General features: G+C 40.6%; 14 protein-coding genes and 3 pseudogenes. 8 read left to right on the forward strand and 9 right to left on the reverse strand.

Translation table 11 applies throughout. The features are described 5' to 3' along the window. Positions 1 to 237: 237 nt before the first annotated feature. Positions 238 to 402, forward strand: a complete 165-nt coding sequence (locus B3Q46_RS12205) for a hypothetical protein (protein WP_004784140.1) — start codon at positions 238 to 240, stop codon at positions 400 to 402. 677 nt (positions 403 to 1,079) lie between these two features. Here the strand turns inward: B3Q46_RS12205 and B3Q46_RS12210 are convergent. After that, positions 1,080 to 1,265 (reverse strand): hypothetical protein, encoded by a 186-nt coding sequence (locus tag B3Q46_RS12210; protein WP_004784145.1) that lies wholly within the window; start codon positions 1,263 to 1,265, stop codon positions 1,080 to 1,082. Between the two features lie 247 nt (positions 1,266 to 1,512). After that, on the reverse strand, positions 1,513 to 1,653 hold the full coding sequence (locus B3Q46_RS16455; RefSeq protein ID WP_004784147.1) for a hypothetical protein: 141 nt from the start codon (positions 1,651 to 1,653) through the stop codon (positions 1,513 to 1,515). Between the two features lie 479 nt (positions 1,654 to 2,132). On the opposite strand from B3Q46_RS16455, the gene B3Q46_RS12215 reads away from it, so the two are divergent. Further along, positions 2,133 to 2,915, forward strand: a complete 783-nt coding sequence (locus tag B3Q46_RS12215) for an rRNA large subunit pseudouridine synthase E (protein WP_004784150.1) — start codon at positions 2,133 to 2,135, stop codon at positions 2,913 to 2,915. An 8-nt stretch (positions 2,916 to 2,923) separates the two neighbouring features. On the opposite strand, the pseudogene B3Q46_RS12220 reads toward B3Q46_RS12215, so the two are convergent. Together B3Q46_RS12220 and B3Q46_RS12225 are read right to left on the reverse strand one after the other, a co-directional pair. Beyond that, positions 2,924 to 4,285: pseudogene (locus B3Q46_RS12220) on the reverse strand (heavy metal sensor histidine kinase). Continuing rightward, positions 4,282 to 4,953 (reverse strand): annotated as a pseudogene (locus B3Q46_RS12225) (heavy metal response regulator transcription factor). Before B3Q46_RS12225 ends, B3Q46_RS12220 begins: the two co-directional pseudogenes overlap by 4 nt. Positions 4,954 to 5,127: 174 nt before the next feature. Here B3Q46_RS12225 and B3Q46_RS12230 point away from each other — a divergent pair. The 3 genes from B3Q46_RS12230 (at position 5,128) to paaI (ending at position 6,563) form a co-directional block, all read left to right on the forward strand. Continuing rightward, complete coding sequence (locus tag B3Q46_RS12230; protein WP_004784161.1) at positions 5,128 to 5,571, forward strand: GlcG/HbpS family heme-binding protein; 444 nt, start codon at positions 5,128 to 5,130, stop codon at positions 5,569 to 5,571. A gap of 31 nt (positions 5,572 to 5,602) precedes the next feature. After that, a complete protein-coding gene (gene uraH, locus B3Q46_RS12235; protein WP_004784162.1) occupies positions 5,603 to 6,001 on the forward strand; it encodes a hydroxyisourate hydrolase in 399 nt (132 codons plus the stop codon). Positions 6,002 to 6,170: 169 nt separating this feature from the next. Continuing rightward, entirely contained in the window at positions 6,171 to 6,563 is a 393-nt protein-coding gene (gene paaI, locus B3Q46_RS12240; protein ID WP_004784165.1) for a hydroxyphenylacetyl-CoA thioesterase PaaI, read from the forward strand. A gap of 66 nt (positions 6,564 to 6,629) precedes the next feature. On the opposite strand, the gene B3Q46_RS12245 is transcribed toward paaI, so the two are convergent. After that, positions 6,630 to 8,333, reverse strand: coding sequence for a M61 family metallopeptidase (locus B3Q46_RS12245; protein WP_004784167.1), 1,704 nt, complete (start codon positions 8,331 to 8,333; stop codon positions 6,630 to 6,632). A gap of 175 nt (positions 8,334 to 8,508) precedes the next feature. Between B3Q46_RS12245 and B3Q46_RS12250 the strand changes: the two genes are divergently transcribed. The 3 genes from B3Q46_RS12250 to slyD all read left to right on the forward strand — a co-directional run bounded on the left by B3Q46_RS12250 (position 8,509) and on the right by slyD (position 11,942). Beyond that, positions 8,509 to 9,822 carry a D-alanyl-D-alanine carboxypeptidase PBP6B gene (locus B3Q46_RS12250; RefSeq protein ID WP_004784169.1) on the forward strand — a complete coding sequence of 438 codons (1,314 nt, stop codon included), beginning with the start codon at positions 8,509 to 8,511 and terminating at the stop codon, positions 9,820 to 9,822. A 214-nt stretch (positions 9,823 to 10,036) separates the two neighbouring features. Continuing rightward, positions 10,037 to 11,323, forward strand: a complete 1,287-nt coding sequence (locus B3Q46_RS12255; protein WP_004784170.1) for an NAD(P)/FAD-dependent oxidoreductase — start codon at positions 10,037 to 10,039, stop codon at positions 11,321 to 11,323. A 136-nt stretch (positions 11,324 to 11,459) separates the two neighbouring features. Beyond that, the gene (gene slyD, locus B3Q46_RS12260; protein ID WP_004784172.1) at positions 11,460 to 11,942 is read left to right on the forward strand and encodes a peptidylprolyl isomerase; all 483 of its coding nucleotides are present in this window, start codon (positions 11,460 to 11,462) and stop codon (positions 11,940 to 11,942) included. Between the two features lie 139 nt (positions 11,943 to 12,081). Here slyD and B3Q46_RS12265 read toward each other — a convergent pair whose 3' ends face one another. The 4 genes and pseudogenes from B3Q46_RS12265 to B3Q46_RS12280 form a co-directional block, all read right to left on the reverse strand. Continuing rightward, positions 12,082 to 12,855, reverse strand: coding sequence for a M48 family metallopeptidase (locus tag B3Q46_RS12265; protein ID WP_004784174.1), 774 nt, complete (start codon positions 12,853 to 12,855; stop codon positions 12,082 to 12,084). Positions 12,856 to 12,967: 112 nt separating this feature from the next. After that, positions 12,968 to 13,276 (reverse strand): hypothetical protein, encoded by a 309-nt coding sequence (locus B3Q46_RS12270; protein WP_286716041.1) that lies wholly within the window; start codon positions 13,274 to 13,276, stop codon positions 12,968 to 12,970. A 93-nt stretch (positions 13,277 to 13,369) separates the two neighbouring features. Continuing rightward, a pseudogene (locus tag B3Q46_RS12275) lies at positions 13,370 to 14,160 on the reverse strand (M48 family metallopeptidase). 130 nt (positions 14,161 to 14,290) lie between these two features. Beyond that, a complete protein-coding gene (locus tag B3Q46_RS12280; RefSeq protein WP_004784184.1) occupies positions 14,291 to 15,610 on the reverse strand; it encodes an adenylosuccinate synthase in 1,320 nt (439 codons plus the stop codon). Between the last annotated feature and the right edge of the window lie 77 nt (positions 15,611 to 15,687).

The raw sequence follows: 15,687 nt of genomic DNA on the forward strand, positions 1-15,687 counted from the left end.
ACTAACGCAAGAAGTCTAATTTATATCTTTCTAATTATAAATTTAATATTTTCAATTTCTAAAACATTTCTTTAATTAATTCTACAAAATAATTCATAAGATAATTGTTCTTACATAAGGTGAAAGGGTTTTCACGCTAAGCCCGAATATCTTACATAAGCAGACACCGCTCATACATGTGCAGAGAGTTTTATCCCCTATACTGAAATCAAGTTTTAGAAAATTAGAGGATTTTGTATGAAACAGTTTTCGAAAATTCTAATACTCATTACGATGGGCTTTTATGGTACTTCTACTATTGCAGCAGATGCTATTCCTTTGGAAGCTAAAGCTGCCGCAGAAGCACAAAAAGCTGCGCTAGAATATTCTGAAAATCAGAAGAATGATTCAGACTCAGACTGAAAACAAAATAAAGCCCACGAAGGGCTTTATTTACATACGGGAATCATTAGGAAAAGTTATTTTAATAACTCAATGATTGTCCTACTCCATAAACCATCAAGGTAATAAGGAATACGACCAATGCGGAGACAGCTAATTCTGCTTTAGTCATGTGTTTTTCCCTCATGGAGAGCTGTATATTATTTATACACTACATAAGCATAAAACCAAATAACAAAATATTACATAATCTTGAATATTTAAACTAAAGTAAAACACAATATAAGAGAGTAAAACTATAAATTAAACCTTAATTATCAATAAATATATTCTTAATTTTCATTTACTTAATGGATTTTATTTAAAAAATTAATAGATTATTTCTTTGAAATCATAAAATAATCTTTGTTTATAAAAAAATTTTCTATGTAATATATTGCCATTCCAAAATTTAAGCTTTTGAACTTAATGTCTTTTTAAGTTATTTCATAGCTTCTAATTTTACTATTTCATAATTTATTTTCCTTATTTGATATCAAATTAAAACTAAACAACTAATAAGTATTTTTAATTAATCAACAACTGCTATTTTATTTTCAATAAAATTCTCTTTTATCGTAAAGATATTTTTTATTATTTTTAAAACCTCAATATAAATTTAAAGATCCTAAATAGAAGGATCTTTAAATTTTAAATTACTACATAGATTTGAGTACTTCTAACTCGAAATCAAGCTCCATCATCTTTTCCAGATTTGGTACAATCGCATTCACCCAAGTGCCACTATTCCAGACTTTCAGAATTCCATTTTCTTCCTTATAGAATGCACAGTCCTGAGCTGATATATGATGAATAACCTGGGTTCCTTCTGGTATATTTCTCATACAAACCTCCACACATTTGGTTTATTTTTAATTTAGCAGAAGATTTGAATTTTTCGTTTACATTGCTTTATAGAGTTGTATTAATTGACTATTTAATAGATTAATCATGTAACTTTCATTTTGATATAAATTTTCTTACTTATCTTATCTAAAAATATTCAAATGATAAAAATAAAAAATCCCAACAATATATGTTGAGATTTTCTATTTATAATCAAATTAAACTAGCAGTAAATATAAGTAATGCTCAGGCTATAAAATCTCGTAAAATGTGTTGATTAATCACTTCATCAAAACTTAGATTCGAAAGATTTTGCTTGTTATGTTTGATGATTTTATAACAATAACTTGCTGCAATACCCATACTAATTAAAGTCAACAATTTCATTGTTCACCTCAAAATTAAAAATATTAGAAACTGTGAAATTAAAATATCAGCTTGTTTTGTAGTGGTCTAAGTCAATTTGGAAAGCTTTTTGTATGGTATGTAAATTCATCAAAGCCATTTCAGGTCTATAAAAATCATTATCAATTTTTTGCTTTGCCTTGAATTGCCTTATTTTCCCTTAACTAAATCGACAAGTGCAGTCGAAAATGTAGATTATCGATGATTAACATTCTTAAACGGAAGATCATATTTGAATACAAAAAGTACATCATTTTAAAGCGGCATGGTCGCAATCAAACGCAATCAAATTTGATGCAAAACATAAATTCGAGGAAGATAAATCAGAATCTGCTATGATAGCTTCCACTTAGTGGACTCTTTTATGTCTTCCCTTATCTCCTATTTATAAGTAAAGGAGTATTACAATGGGCAACATGACTGCCACATCAGAATTATTTTATATATTTTAGTAGGTTAAAGTGAAAATTGTCATTCTTAACAAGCCTTATGACGTCCTCTCCCAATTTCGTCCAGATGAAAAACATCAGACTATGGCGGATTTCGTAGACGATCCGGATCTGCGTATTGCCGGTCGTCTGGATATGGATTCTGAAGGTTTGATGTTCCTGACCGATCATGGTGGTTTAAACCAATATATTACTAATCCAGCCAGCAAAAAATTCAAAACTTATCTGGTTCAGGTCGATGGTGATATAACCGAAGAAGCTCTAGAACAGCTTCGTAAAGGCGTTGAACTGAATGACGGTATTACGCTGCCAGCCAAAGCAATTAAAGTCACTGAACCGGAATGGTTATGGGAACGCAATCCTCCTGTACGTTTCCGTGTTTCTGTTCCAACTTCATGGGTCGAAATTTCAATCTGTGAAGGTCGTAACCGTCAGGTTCGTCGTATGACTGCAGCAGTCGGCTTTCCTACCTTACGTTTGATCCGCACCAAAATCGGTTCGATTGATCTGGTTCAATTAGGTTTACAGCCAGGTGAAACTAAAGAAATTGAACCCCTACTTTATCCAGACTTTAAAGATGTGCCTGCTCAAGAACCTTACCGCTCGCGCTCTTATGTGAAAAAGCCGGGTGGTACCGGTGGTAAACCGATTAACAAGAAAGTAACGAAAGACGGCACCAAGAAAAAAACCGGTACACCGCGTATCTGGCAAATGGAAGAAGGTGAAAAACCACGTCGCAAGACTAATGGTACTACCCGTCCAAATACTAAGAGTCGTGGCCGTCGTACCCGTTAAGCCACTGCTCAGGTCGGGAAGATCAAACTAAAGACCACACCTTGAGGATGGTTATTCACCTGAACTTCCCCCTGATGCAACTGCATAATCGACTGCACAATCGCCAAGCCCAAACCACCCGTTTGGGCTTTTTGATGCCGGCTGCTTTCAATCTGGTAAAAACGTTCAAACAGATGGGCTAAATACTGCTCGGGGATCTGTACACCTGCTGTCAGCACATCAATCCGACAGCTATTTTCTGTAGTCATCGCCGTGATTCTGATCTCTCCATTTTCCTTTCCATACTGCACTGCGTTGCTGAGTAAATTGGCAAGCGCACGTTGCAGATATTCTGGATGCGCAGCTATATTCAGTTGAGCCGGAATATCCGTATAAATAGATATATTTTTTTCTTCTGCCAGAAGCTCAAAATATGCCAGCAAATCTTCTATGATCTGGCTCAGTTCTAGTGTCTGTTTTTCTATCTGATAATGACCATGTTCTACCCGGGCGATAAACAGCATGTTTTCAATCATCTGGGTCAGACGTTCATATTCTTCCAGATGAGAATACAGCAGATTTTCTAATTCATCGCGACTACGTGACTTCGACAAGGCAATCTGGGTTTGCCCCATCAAGTTATTCAGGGGCGTTCGTAATTCATGAGAAATATCTTCAGAAAATCGGACCAGCTGTTCATAGCCTTGCTGTATTCGGTCCAGCATGGCATTTATGGCCTCTGTTAGTTGCTGCACCTCAATAGTTCGGGATGGCAACTCGATGCGTTGATCCAGCTGCTGTACATTAATCTGCTGAGTGGCATAAATTAATTGACGCATGGATCGTAGCAGATAGTGTTCCATCAGCCAGGCTAACAAGGTGGATAAAATAATACCAAGCAGAGTGTAGATCACTAATTTTATCAGGTAATGCTTTAAAACCTGTTGCCCTGCTATGAGTTGCTTACCGGCAATCAGTTGATAAGTCTGTCCATTAAAGTCCACTTGCTTAAATGCCAAACGGGTCGTGGGTTGTTCAATTTTTATTATTTTGATAATTTAGCTTGGTGTGATAATCCAATAGAGGAATAGTAATATTTAAAGGATTAATATCAATTAATGTATTCTGCGCGTTTTTAAGGATCAGTAAGTTGTCTTCCTGTCCAAGCATATTCTCATAAAGCTCTGGATGTTCGATCAGCACCTGAAAGCTTTGCTGATCAGCCAGAAATATTTCAATCCTGGAAATCCGCAAGGCCAAAGCTTCATCCTGCTGTTGTTGCACTATCTGCTGCATATTGTGATAGGACACAATCCACCGATGCTTAGAAAAACGATACAGGAAATGAGGCCAAAAGCGATGCCGAGACGTGTGCCCAAATGCATTTTCATGCTTGCGCATCCAGCTTATAGCCCATACCACGTACCGTATGAATAAGTTTTGGACTGAAATGGTCATCAATTTTAGAACGTAATCGGCGTACAGCAACATCAACGACATTGGTATCGGTATTAAAATTAATATTCCAGACCAGTGAAGCAATTTGTGTCCGGGTTAACACTTCGGACTGGTGTTCCATCAGCAACTGCAAAAGTGCAAACTCTTTTTGGGTAAGCTCAATTTTTTGCTGGTCTCGAAATACTTCCCGGGTTAAACGATTCAGCTCTAAATTGGCCACTTGATACATTTCATGTTGTGTTTTGGGTACACCGCGCAGCAGACTCTTGATACGGGCCAAGAGTTCGATATAAGAGAAAGGCTTGATTAAATAGTCATCTGCACCTAGTTCCAATCCTTTGACCCGGTCAAGCACATGATCTTTGGCCGTCAGCATGAGTACGGGAACTTTAGAGAAAGTACGCAAAGTTTTGAGGACTTGCTAGCCGTCCAGGTCGGGCAGCATCACATCCAGCAATACCAGATCAATCTGTTGCTGTTCCAGCACCGATAAGGCATGCAGGCCATTACCTAGCTGTGTAGTCTGGTAGCCGGATTCATTTAAGCCTGTAGCCAAAAAGCCGGCAATTTTGGTTCCATCTTCTACAATTAAAATATGCATGGGCTGAGTTTAATCAATTTCATACAGCGCAAAGATTACAAATTGGTAATCTGATTGTCATCCATGGGCCTCAATTATTTGATTATGATCTTCTCAATTTCTATATGATTGAACATTATCATGATAAGCAGATTGAATCAGAGAAAAATATTGTTATATCTAGCGAGCTTGGCGATGGTCAGCTTAAGCCATGCTGAATTAAAAACGGCCTATATTATGGACTTGAACACAGCAAACCAACTTGCTGAGAATGTCATGCAAGCTTGTCAGAAAGCCAGCAAACCCGCTGCAGTCACGGTACTGGATCAAGGCGGCAATGTTCTGGCCAGTCAACGGTATGAATCTGTCGGAATTCACAATTTAACTGCATCACAGCGTAAAGCCTTTACTGCATACTCGACTAAGACAAGTACATTGGATTTTATGCGTCATGCACAAAAGAACCCGGATGCACAGAATTTAAATACCTTGGGTGAATTGTTATTACTGGGCGGCGGGGTGCCTGTGGTTTATAAAAACCAGCTCATTGGCGCTGTTGGTGTTGCAGGCTCTGGTGGCTCTGAACAGGATCATCAGTGTGCCGTACAAGGCATTCAACATACTTTAAAACAACTTTAATTTTATCCATCTATTGAATAGGATCAAACCCATGAAAAAAATTATTTTTGGTGCTCTTCTAGCGGTGACAGCAAGCTTTTCTTTTGCACAGAATCCTTTAAGTGTGCATGTGCTGAATCAGGAAACTGGGCTGCCTTCCGCCAATGTCGCGGTGATTTTGGAAGCTCAGCAAGGTGACAAGTGGATAAAACTGAATGAGTTAAAAACAGATGCTAATGGCCGTATTAAAGAGTTTTATCCTAAAGATACTGCTTTACAGAAAGGCATCTATAAAGTGACCTTCAAAACCGGTGACTGGTTTAAGGCCAATAATCAACGCACCTTCTTCCCTGAAGTGCCTGTGGTATTTACGATTGACGGTACTCTAGAGCACTATCATATTCCCTTATTACTGAGCTCTTATGGTTATTCAACCTATCGTGGCAACTAATCCTTATTATCTATAAGCGTCATTTTCATGGCGCTTTATTTTGATGTGTAAAACAGCTGCATTTTATCATTCATCTGGCTTTCGCTTGTTATTTATCTCCTGAAATGCTATTTATGATTCACATAATTATTATTTTTAAAATAAAGTGTATCTAAAAAGGAGTTTTGCAATGGATCAGCAAGTGAATCAAATGTTTAACCAGGACCGATTAATTCAGTATCTCGGTGCACATCTAATTTCCTATAACCACAATCATGCGAAGATTGAACTTAAAGTGACTGAACAACATTTACAGGGACATCAAACCTGTAACGGCGCTGTGATTTTTGCATTAGCTGATGCTGCATTTGCCATTGCCTGCAATACCGGCGAACACCCAGCAGTCGGCCAACATTGCGGGATTCATTATTTAAAACCAGCTTTGTTAGGTGATACCCTTATCGCCATAGCTGAACATAAGGCCAGTAGCGGTCGTAGTGGTATTTACGATATTCAGATCCTGAATCAGAAAGATCAAATCGTGGCTGAATTCCGTGGAACTTCACGACTGATCATTAAATAAATCATCTAAAAAACCCAATAAAAAACCGCTGTCTTAACAGCGGTTTTTTTAATAGCAACATTCTGATTAAGCTTTCAACCATTTCTCGGCTTTAGCTTGATCTTCAACTTTTAACTCAACCTCAGTCAGTTCAGAACCACCATTTTGAACTTCAAAAGTCATCAGCTCATCACGACGGAATGCATGGACAGTATACGTACCTTCCTGTTTCGCATATTTCTCGACAAGTTTCGTCGTTGCTTTAAGGCCATCAATCGCTACAATTACATCATTCGCTGAAAGGCCCGCTTTCACCCCTGCTCCATCACGACGTGCAGACTGAACCAGCACACCTTCAGGCTTATCTGCAAGTTTCAAACCAAATGGTAATGACTTGTCATTTTTCAGCGTATAGCTCACGCCAAATTCAGGTAGTAACTGATCTAAAGGCAATTCATCTGTGGTATTGATCAAATGATTGATCTGTTCTAACCAGTTATCACCTGTCAATTCCTGACATAACTCAAAGATAGTCCGTTCATTGACCTGAATGCCATTTTGCGTATTTTCATAAAGCTTACGCATCAAAGCGTCCAGACTTGAGCCACGCAGACGGAGACCTAGATCAAGACACAATGCGACTAAACAGCCTTTATTGTAGTAGCTTGTACCGGCATTGTTTGAGTTTTCATCCTGACGATAGAATTTCACCCAGGCATCAAAGCTAGACTCAGATACTGACTGGATAAAACGTCCCGGGTTTTGCAAATAGCGATCAATCTGCGCTTTCAGCAATGCAATATAAGATTCCTGATTGATCACACCACTACGTAGCAGAATCAGGTCGTCATAATAAGACGTAAACCCTTCAAAGATCCAAAGCAAAGAGGTATAGCCTTCTTTGTTCAGGTCATAATTCACGAAGTTTTCTGGACGAATAAATTTAACTAACCATGAATGGAAATACTCATGACTACATAGACCAAGGAAACGCTGATAATCTTTCGATGGCTCTTCAGGCTCATCTGCTTTAGGAAAGTCATCACGCGGTGTAATCAGACTGGTTGAGTTCGGATGCTCCAGACCACCATAGCTGTTACCGGTTGCCATAGTCATAAAGGTATAATCATTGAATGGTGCAGAACCGAACATGGAAATTTCTGTCGCACAGATTTTCTCAATATCCTGCTTCATACGCTGTTCATTCATCGCATGTTTGCCTGACACCACAAACTCATGCGGAATGCCATTGGCTTCAAAACTGAAACGGGTCTGCTCTGCCAGTTCAAACGGTGCATCAATCAGTTCAGCATAGTTTTTTGCTTTTAAGGTATAGCGACCTTTGACCAGACTTTTGGCCTGCATACCCGTCGCAAGCTGGAAATGTTTCAGCTCATCCGGCAGGAATACTTCAACTTCAATTTCTTTACGTTCCTGACCTTCCAGCCCCAAACATGCACAAGCCGGGTTCACATAGAGACGGTTTTGATCCACATATGCACCACGAACAGACAGGTCATACGCGTAGACATCGTATTCCACAGTAATCAGTTCATGATCCGTATTGAATAAACGCCATTTATTCTTTTCAAACTTCTGGATTTGTAGCTGGCGTCCATCCTCATCATAAGCCTTGACCGCCTCAATATGCTTTGAGAACTCACGAATCAAGTAACTGCCCGGAATCCAGGTCGGTAAAGAAAGGACTTGCGTTGGGTCTGCTAAAAAGCGAAGAGTTACGTGAATAAGGTGCTGACGATAATCGTCAAATTCGATTTGATAATGCAACATAATGGGCGATATAAAATACAAATAAATGAGTTATAGCTTAGCTTAGCATTTTTTAGGCCAGTATTGCTTAGCTGTCGCATTTGTCTACATTTCTGACTAGCTATCCTTTAAAAAAAGGCATAGCATGCGTGAAAATTAAATCGTTCATCGACCGGTTGGTTATTAAGGAACATCTTTGAAATACATCATCTCACTGCTTGCAGTTCTCAGCCTGTTTGTGCCTGCAATTTCATATGCTGCCCTTCTGAATATTTTGCCTGAAAGCGTTGAAGCAGAAGCCTGGACCATTCTTGACTCACAATCAGGTCAGGTCATTGCCGAACACAATGCCGATGTTCAACGTGCACCTGCTTCCCTCACCAAAATGATGGTCGCTTATATTGCACTCAAGGAAATTCAGGCAGGTAAATTGGATAAAAGTGAAGTATTAACTGCAACGCCGATTGTGAAAACAGTGATGTGGGATGAGTCACAAATGTACCTGAAAGAAGGTGAGCAGATTTCGATTGATCAGCTTCTAGCAGGCCTGATTATCATGTCGGCGAATGATGCTGCTGTGACATTGGCAGAAAAAATTTCAGGTGATATTCCAAGCTTTGTCGAGCGAATGAATCGGGAAGCAAAAGCTTTGGGCATGGTACATACCCATTTCCAGAATCCGGCCGGCATTACCATGCCTGAGCACTATTCTACTGTAGCCGATCTGGCGCGTTTGTCGGCAGCTGTGGTCAACCAGACTCCAGACTATCTGTATTATTCCAAGCAGCCAAGTTTTAGCTATAACAACCATTTTCACCGCGCCACTAACCGCGTGTTGCAAGTGGACCCAAGCGTGGACGGTTTAAAAACGGGCTTCACTCGCGCAGCCGGCTATAACCTGGCGCTTACCGCCAATCGTCCGACTTATGATATGGAACTGCCCCATCGTCGTTTGATTGTGGTAGTTCTAGGGACTAAAAGTGCTGCCAAACGTGCTGAAGTGTCGCATAAGTTGATGAATCTGGCGTATACCTATACTCGTAATGAAGTCGCCATTAAAGACAAACAGTTACTGGCTGAATTACCGGTGATCAAATCGACTTTAAAAATGTTTAAGGTAGAGACCAAACAGCCGCAGATTATTACGACCTCTTTATATGATCAGAATTATGCCATTGACCTGAACCAGTTCGATCAAAACCATCAACGAGTGATGTTGAATACAGGTGATGGTGTAATGCAAAGCATTGAACCGCTACATGAAACCCAGACCCATATTAATGTAGAAATGAATGCTTCTGAACTGATTGCACCTATGGCCAAAGTGATGCCATTGGCGACGATTCATGTCTATCAGAATAATCAGCTTATTCGTACCATCCAGATTGAAGATATGGTTGAGCTTGAAGAAGCAGGTTTCTTCCAGAAATTCTTAAGCTGGTTATCCAGCTTCTTTGGCATCTTTGCAGAAAGTGCACCAAGTGCCAAACTCTATCCAATCCAGAAATAAGCGCTGAATACAGTTAGAAGGCCTCTCATTTGTCTTCTAACTCCCTCCATAGATTTCTTCCTTTCCTCTCGTCAATTTTACCTCCCCTGACATAATTGCTACGTTTTGTAATTTGTATAACAATTCTAATCAAGACGGCCTGCTGCCCATGCCATAGTATATTTGGTCTAAATTTCTCTTATTTTTATTAGAAAAATAAATAGGTTAATAATATATGACAGCACATCGAATCGTAATTGTAGGTGGTGGCGCAGGTGGATTGGAGCTGGCTACTCAATTGGGCGAAACCTTAGGCAAGAGTGGCAAAGCACATATCACCCTAGTAGATCAGAAACTGACGCATATCTGGAAACCCTTATTGCATGAAATTGCTGCAGGTACGCTTAATCCGCATGCAGAAGAAACCAATTATTTTAGTCATGCTGCAGCTCATCATTATCACTTTGTGCTGGGAACATTTATTGATCTGGATCGTGAGGCTAAAGAAATTATTCTGGAAACAGATTATTTTTCTAAAAAAGCTCAGCCTAAACAGAAGAAACAGATCAGCTATGACACGCTAGTGTTAGCACTAGGTTCCACTTCCAATGATTTTAATACGGAAGGTGTTGCCCAATACTGTCATTTTCTCGACAGCCGCCAGCAGGCCGATGTCTTCCAGCAGGATCTGCTACATCTTTATCTCAATGCTCAAAATCAAACCTCTTCCCGTGAGCTTAAAATTGCCATCATTGGGGCTGGTGCGACTGGTGTAGAACTGGCTGCCGAGCTGGTGATCGCCAAACAAAACTTTTTTAAATATGGTCTGAACAAAATTGATCCAAATAAAGTCAAAATCACTTTGATTGAAGCCGCTGATCGGATCTTACCTGCACTGTCTGAGAAAATGGCTGAACACACCATGGAGCAACTCGATCGTCTAGGTATTGAGGTATTAACCAGTCATAGGGTCGCTAAAGTCGATGAAGACCAGATTTACTTTGCTGATGATTCAAGCCTCGAAGCAGAAATTAAAGTCTGGGCTGCTGGAATTAAAGCACCTGAAGTTCTGGCAAAACTTAAAGAGCTGGAAAAAGACAACATTAATCGCCTAAAAGTTTATGCAACTCTGCAAACTCTGTCAGACCCGGATATTTTCGTTTTTGGTGATTGTGCTCACTGTCAGCCTGAAGCAGATCAACCAGCTTTAGGCCCTCGTGCACAGGTCGCCAGCCAGCAGGCCGCTTTTCTGGTCAGAGCCTTAAAAGCACGCATTAATGGCGAAAGCTATTTACCGATGTTCAAGTTTTCTGACAAAGGCTCATTAGTGTCTTTAAGTCAAAACAGTGCTGTCGGTGAATTATTGGGTCAGGTCAATGTTCAAGGCTTTGTCGCGAAATCCATGTATGTATCCCTGTACCGGATTCATCAGGCCACCATTCATGGCTATGCCCATGCTGGCCTGTTAACTGCCAAAGACTTTGTTACACGAAAAATTGCACCCAAGCTGAAATTGCATTGAAATTGTAAATATTGTCCTCATATATGAAAAAATCATCATTAAACATGTCAAATTGCATTTTTTTGCTATTTTTAGTCTACAAAAATACAATTTCACTTTATGATGTACCCTTAAAAAATTGAATGGATCAATTAATATGACTGCTATTGCAAATAACCTCGTGGTTTCTTTCCACTACACATTGACTAACGCAGAGGGCGAAACTCTCGACAAATCTCAAGGTGAACCACTTGCCTATTTGCACGGTGCAGGTAACATCATCCCTGGTTTAGAAAAAGCTTTAGAAGGCAAAACTGTTGGTGAAAAATTCACTGTAAATGTTCCTGCTGCTGAAGGTTATGGCGAATATAACCCAGAGCTAGTGCAAGAAGTGCCTAAACAAATGTTCCAAGGCGTAGACAACATCCAGGCAGGCATGCAGTTCCAAGCACAAACTGATGACGGCGTTCAAATCGTAACTGTTAAAGCAGTTGAAGGTGACAACGTAGTTGTTGATGCTAACTTCCCGCTTGCTGGTCAAGATTTAACTTTCGAAGTTGAAATCGTGTCTATCCGTGAACCTTCTCAAGAAGAACTTGATCACGGTCACGTACACGGTGCAGGTGGTCACCACCACTAAGACTTCCCGGTCTTTAGTATAAAAAGGCAAAGTGAAAACTTTGCCTTTTTTATTGCCTTAAGATTTTAAATATAAAAAAGCAGGACTACTACCCTGCTTTTCATCATTAAAATCGCGAATCACTCAAATTACGCAATCATTAACGTTTGTTATAGATCTGCATTGCTGCTGGCAGATTTTGACGCATTGCTGCGATACGTTGACTGTTCGATGGGTGAGTAGACAGGAAAGTCACGCCAGTGCTACCACCTTCAAGCTTGTTCATTTTTTCCCAAAGAGTAATCGCTGCATTCGGATTATAGCCAGCACGCGCCATTAAGGTTAAACCACCTTGGTCCGCACGACTTTCCAGGTTACGTGAGTAAGGCAAGCCGATACCAATCTGGCTACCCAATTGTGCTACTGCAGCACCACCTTGTCCTACGCCCGCTGCATTTAAACCAATACCCAATGCCAGATCAGTCAGGGCTTGTGCACCAAGTTTCTGTTTCGCATGCTCTTCCAGGGCATGGACCATTTCATGACCCATAATGGCTGCAATTTCAGCATCGGTCAGATTCAGCTTGTTCACGATACCGGTATAGAACACCACTTTACCACCAGGTGCCACAAAAGCGTTGACCTGATCAGATTTCAATACAGCCAACTGCCATTGGAATGCAGTACCTGTCTGGTTCAGCTGGTTGGCATAAGGTTTTAAACGGTTAAAAACAGCATTAATACGACTATATGTCGCTGAACTGGTATCCAGCTGGCCTTTCGCTTTAGCGTCTGCCACCATGGCATTGTAGCTTTGGCTGGCTGAAGCATTTAAAGTCGCTGTATCTGCACCTGCAATATCGGCAATAGTTGTACAACCAGACAAAGTAATGGCTGCGGCTGCACCCATACCTAACAAGAATTTATTTTTCATTATAGTGACTCCACCATAAGCAAAAGGTTAATTTACATTGTAAAAAATTATAAGTTAAAGGCCGGAGCAACTAAATGTACAATTACTTCATCTTGTTATATTTTATGTAATTTTAACCCCAATACTGTATCGCAAGCCAATAAATCAGACAGACAATATTTAAACCTAAATATAAATGACACAAAGGTTTAATTTTTTCTTCTAAAATTTCACTTTTACGCTTAAAAAATAGAAAAGCATTCTGCAGCAAGATGACCGGTACCAATACACAGGCAATGATCACGCTCAAGCCAATGAATGCCCCACAAATAATGTCAGGATCCTGAGTTTGGGCACGGATGATCAGCATCGCAATGGTCGGTGCGCCACCCATCGCGAATAACAAGGAATAGAACATCGTTCCCGATATATTTTTATGCATCCTGCATACTCATATTTTATTTTGTTTTATTCTAACAAGCGCTATGCCACTGCACAGCACTTGCCGTTAAGACTTTAGTCCTGAATTTCGAAATTATTTCTTAGTCTTGTATACCGTCATCGCTTCAGGCATCAGCTGTTGCAAGGCTGCAATTCGGTCATCATTCGTTGGATGCGTAGAAGTAAATTTATTCAGGACACTATTACCACGGCTGTCTTGTGCATTCATTTTTTGCCACAACGTAATCGCTGCATTCGGGTTATAGCCTGCTCGTGCCATTAGCATGAGACCGCCTTTATCGGCACGGCTTTCCAGATTACGTGAGAACGGCAAGCCCACACCAAATTGAGCCCCTATATCCAGCAGTAGCCCACCATAACCACCAGCAGACTGCCCGACGTACTTGCTACCGATACTTACTGCCAGATCAGTAAGTGCTTGCCTTGCGCTCCTACCTTATTCTTAGAATGTTCCTCAAGCGCATGTACCATTTCATGCCCCATGATGGCAGCAACTTCATCATCTGTGAGTTTTAGTGTATCGACAATGCCCGTATAGAACACCACCTTGCCACCTGGTGCAACATAAGCATTAATCTCGTTGGATTTAATCACCGCCACTTGCCAGTCAAACTTCTGACCAGTCTGATTCAGTTGATCTGCATACGGCTTCATTTTCAGAAAAACCCGATTTACTTTTTTATAGGTGGCAGAAGTCATATCCAGAATCTGTTTCTGCTTGGCCTCTGTCAGCATCTGATTATAGCTTTGTGCTGCACTCAGATTTAATGTGGCTGAATCAGCCCCCATCAGATCTGCAACCGTAGTACACCCCGTTAATGTGGTCGCAATGACCATCCCCACCAATAATTTTTTATATTTCATGACCTTCTCAAATATATAAGGTCAAAACATCATAAAGAATCCAAACAGGTTTTCAATCATTTTTATAAGTTCGTTCAAATAAAAAAACCCTGTGAAATCACAGGGTTTTTATCATTTTTAGCTTAAGCGATTAAGCATCAAACGGATGGCGAAGAATAATGGTTTCTTCACGGTCTGGGCCAGTTGAAATGATGTCGATTGGACATTCAATCAATTGTTCAAGACGTTTCACATAGTTAATCGCCGCTTGTGGCAATTGATCTAGTGATTTCGCCCCAAAAGTAGATTCTTTCCAGCCTGGCATAGTTTCGTAGATCGGTTTTAAAGTTTCGAATGCAAGCGCATCAGAAGAACCAACACAGCCAGAATCAGCAGCTTCGTAACCTACACAGATTTTCACTTCTTCTAAACCGTCAAGAACGTCAAGTTTAGTCAAGCAAATACCAGACAGTGAGTTCACTTCTACTGAACGACGCAGGATTTCAGCATCGAACCAACCACAACGGCGTTGACGGCCAGTAGACGCACCAAATTCTGAACCTACAGTACCCAGGTGTTTACCAATTGCATCACCTGTATCTGTTGCAGCGTCATACACCAACTCAGTTGGGAATGGACCTGAACCTACACGAGTGGTATATGCTTTAGTAATACCAAGAACATAGTCAAGGTGTAATGGACCAAGACCTGAACCTGAACTTACGCCACCAGCAGTTGTGTTTGAAGAAGTCACGTACGGGTATGTACCGTGGTCAACGTCAAGCAATGAACCTTGCGCACCTTCGAACATGATTTTCTTGCCAGCTTTACGGTAAGCGTGAAGTTCACCAGTTACGTCCATAACCATAGGCTCGATCACTTTGCGCCATTCGTCGCAAAGCGCAAGTACGTCTTCAACTTTAACTGCTTCAACACCGAAGAATTGAGTCAATTGGAAGTTGTGGTATTCAAGCAATTCTTCAAGCTGAGCTTTCAGATGTTCGCCACCACGCACCAGGTCAGCAACACGGATTGCACGACGCGCCACTTTATCTTCATAAGCAGGCCCGATCCCACGACCAGTTGTACCAATTTTCGCATTACCACGTTTTTTCTCACGAGCTTGGTCAAGTGCGATGTGGTGCGGAAGAATCAATGGACAGTTTGGAGAAATGCGTAGACGTTCACGTACTGGCACGCCTTCTTTTTCAAGAATATCCATCTCTTTGATGAGCGCTTCAGGTGAAAGAACCACACCATTACCAATTAAGCACAATACGTTTTCACGTAAAATACCTGATGGAATGAGGTGTAATACAGTTTTCTTACCACCAACCACGAGAGTATGACCTGCGTTATGTCCGCCTTGATAACGAACTACTGCAGCCGCTTGATCTGTGAGCAGGTCGACGATCTTACCCTTACCTTCGTCGCCCCATTGGGTACCAAGTACCACAACATTCTTGCCCATAATAGCCTCATTACATCATGCTGTTAAAGTTGAAAGTCCCACTCAGCGACATGAACACTGAGTAAAACAATTAAAGC

The sequence above is a fragment of the Acinetobacter sp. UBA2581 genome (assembly GCF_002339435.1).
Classification (GTDB): Bacteria; Pseudomonadota; Gammaproteobacteria; order Pseudomonadales; family Moraxellaceae; genus Acinetobacter; species Acinetobacter variabilis.

Bases quoted from the DNA above. Each gene is read 5' to 3' on its own strand.
- B3Q46_RS12265 (WP_004784174.1), bottom strand. From the start codon at position 12,855: ATGAAAAATAAATTCTTGTTAGGTATGGGTGCAGCCGCAGCCATTACT.
- paaI (WP_004784165.1), top strand. From the start codon at position 6,171: ATGGATCAGCAAGTGAATCAAATGTTTAACCAGGACCGATTAATTCAG.
- B3Q46_RS12210 (WP_004784145.1), bottom strand. From the start codon at position 1,265: ATGAGAAATATACCAGAAGGAACCCAGGTTATTCATCATATATCAGCT.
- B3Q46_RS12230 (WP_004784161.1), top strand. From the start codon at position 5,128: ATGGTCAGCTTAAGCCATGCTGAATTAAAAACGGCCTATATTATGGAC.
- uraH (WP_004784162.1), top strand. From the start codon at position 5,603: ATGAAAAAAATTATTTTTGGTGCTCTTCTAGCGGTGACAGCAAGCTTT.
- B3Q46_RS12205 (WP_004784140.1), top strand. From the start codon at position 238: ATGAAACAGTTTTCGAAAATTCTAATACTCATTACGATGGGCTTTTAT.
- B3Q46_RS12270 (WP_286716041.1), bottom strand. From the start codon at position 13,276: ATGCATAAAAATATATCGGGAACGATGTTCTATTCCTTGTTATTCGCG.
- B3Q46_RS16455 (WP_004784147.1), bottom strand. From the start codon at position 1,653: ATGAAATTGTTGACTTTAATTAGTATGGGTATTGCAGCAAGTTATTGT.
- B3Q46_RS12255 (WP_004784170.1), top strand. From the start codon at position 10,037: ATGACAGCACATCGAATCGTAATTGTAGGTGGTGGCGCAGGTGGATTG.
- B3Q46_RS12245 (WP_004784167.1), bottom strand. From the start codon at position 8,333: ATGTTGCATTATCAAATCGAATTTGACGATTATCGTCAGCACCTTATT.
- slyD (WP_004784172.1), top strand. From the start codon at position 11,460: ATGACTGCTATTGCAAATAACCTCGTGGTTTCTTTCCACTACACATTG.
- B3Q46_RS12280 (WP_004784184.1), bottom strand. From the start codon at position 15,610: ATGGGCAAGAATGTTGTGGTACTTGGTACCCAATGGGGCGACGAAGGT.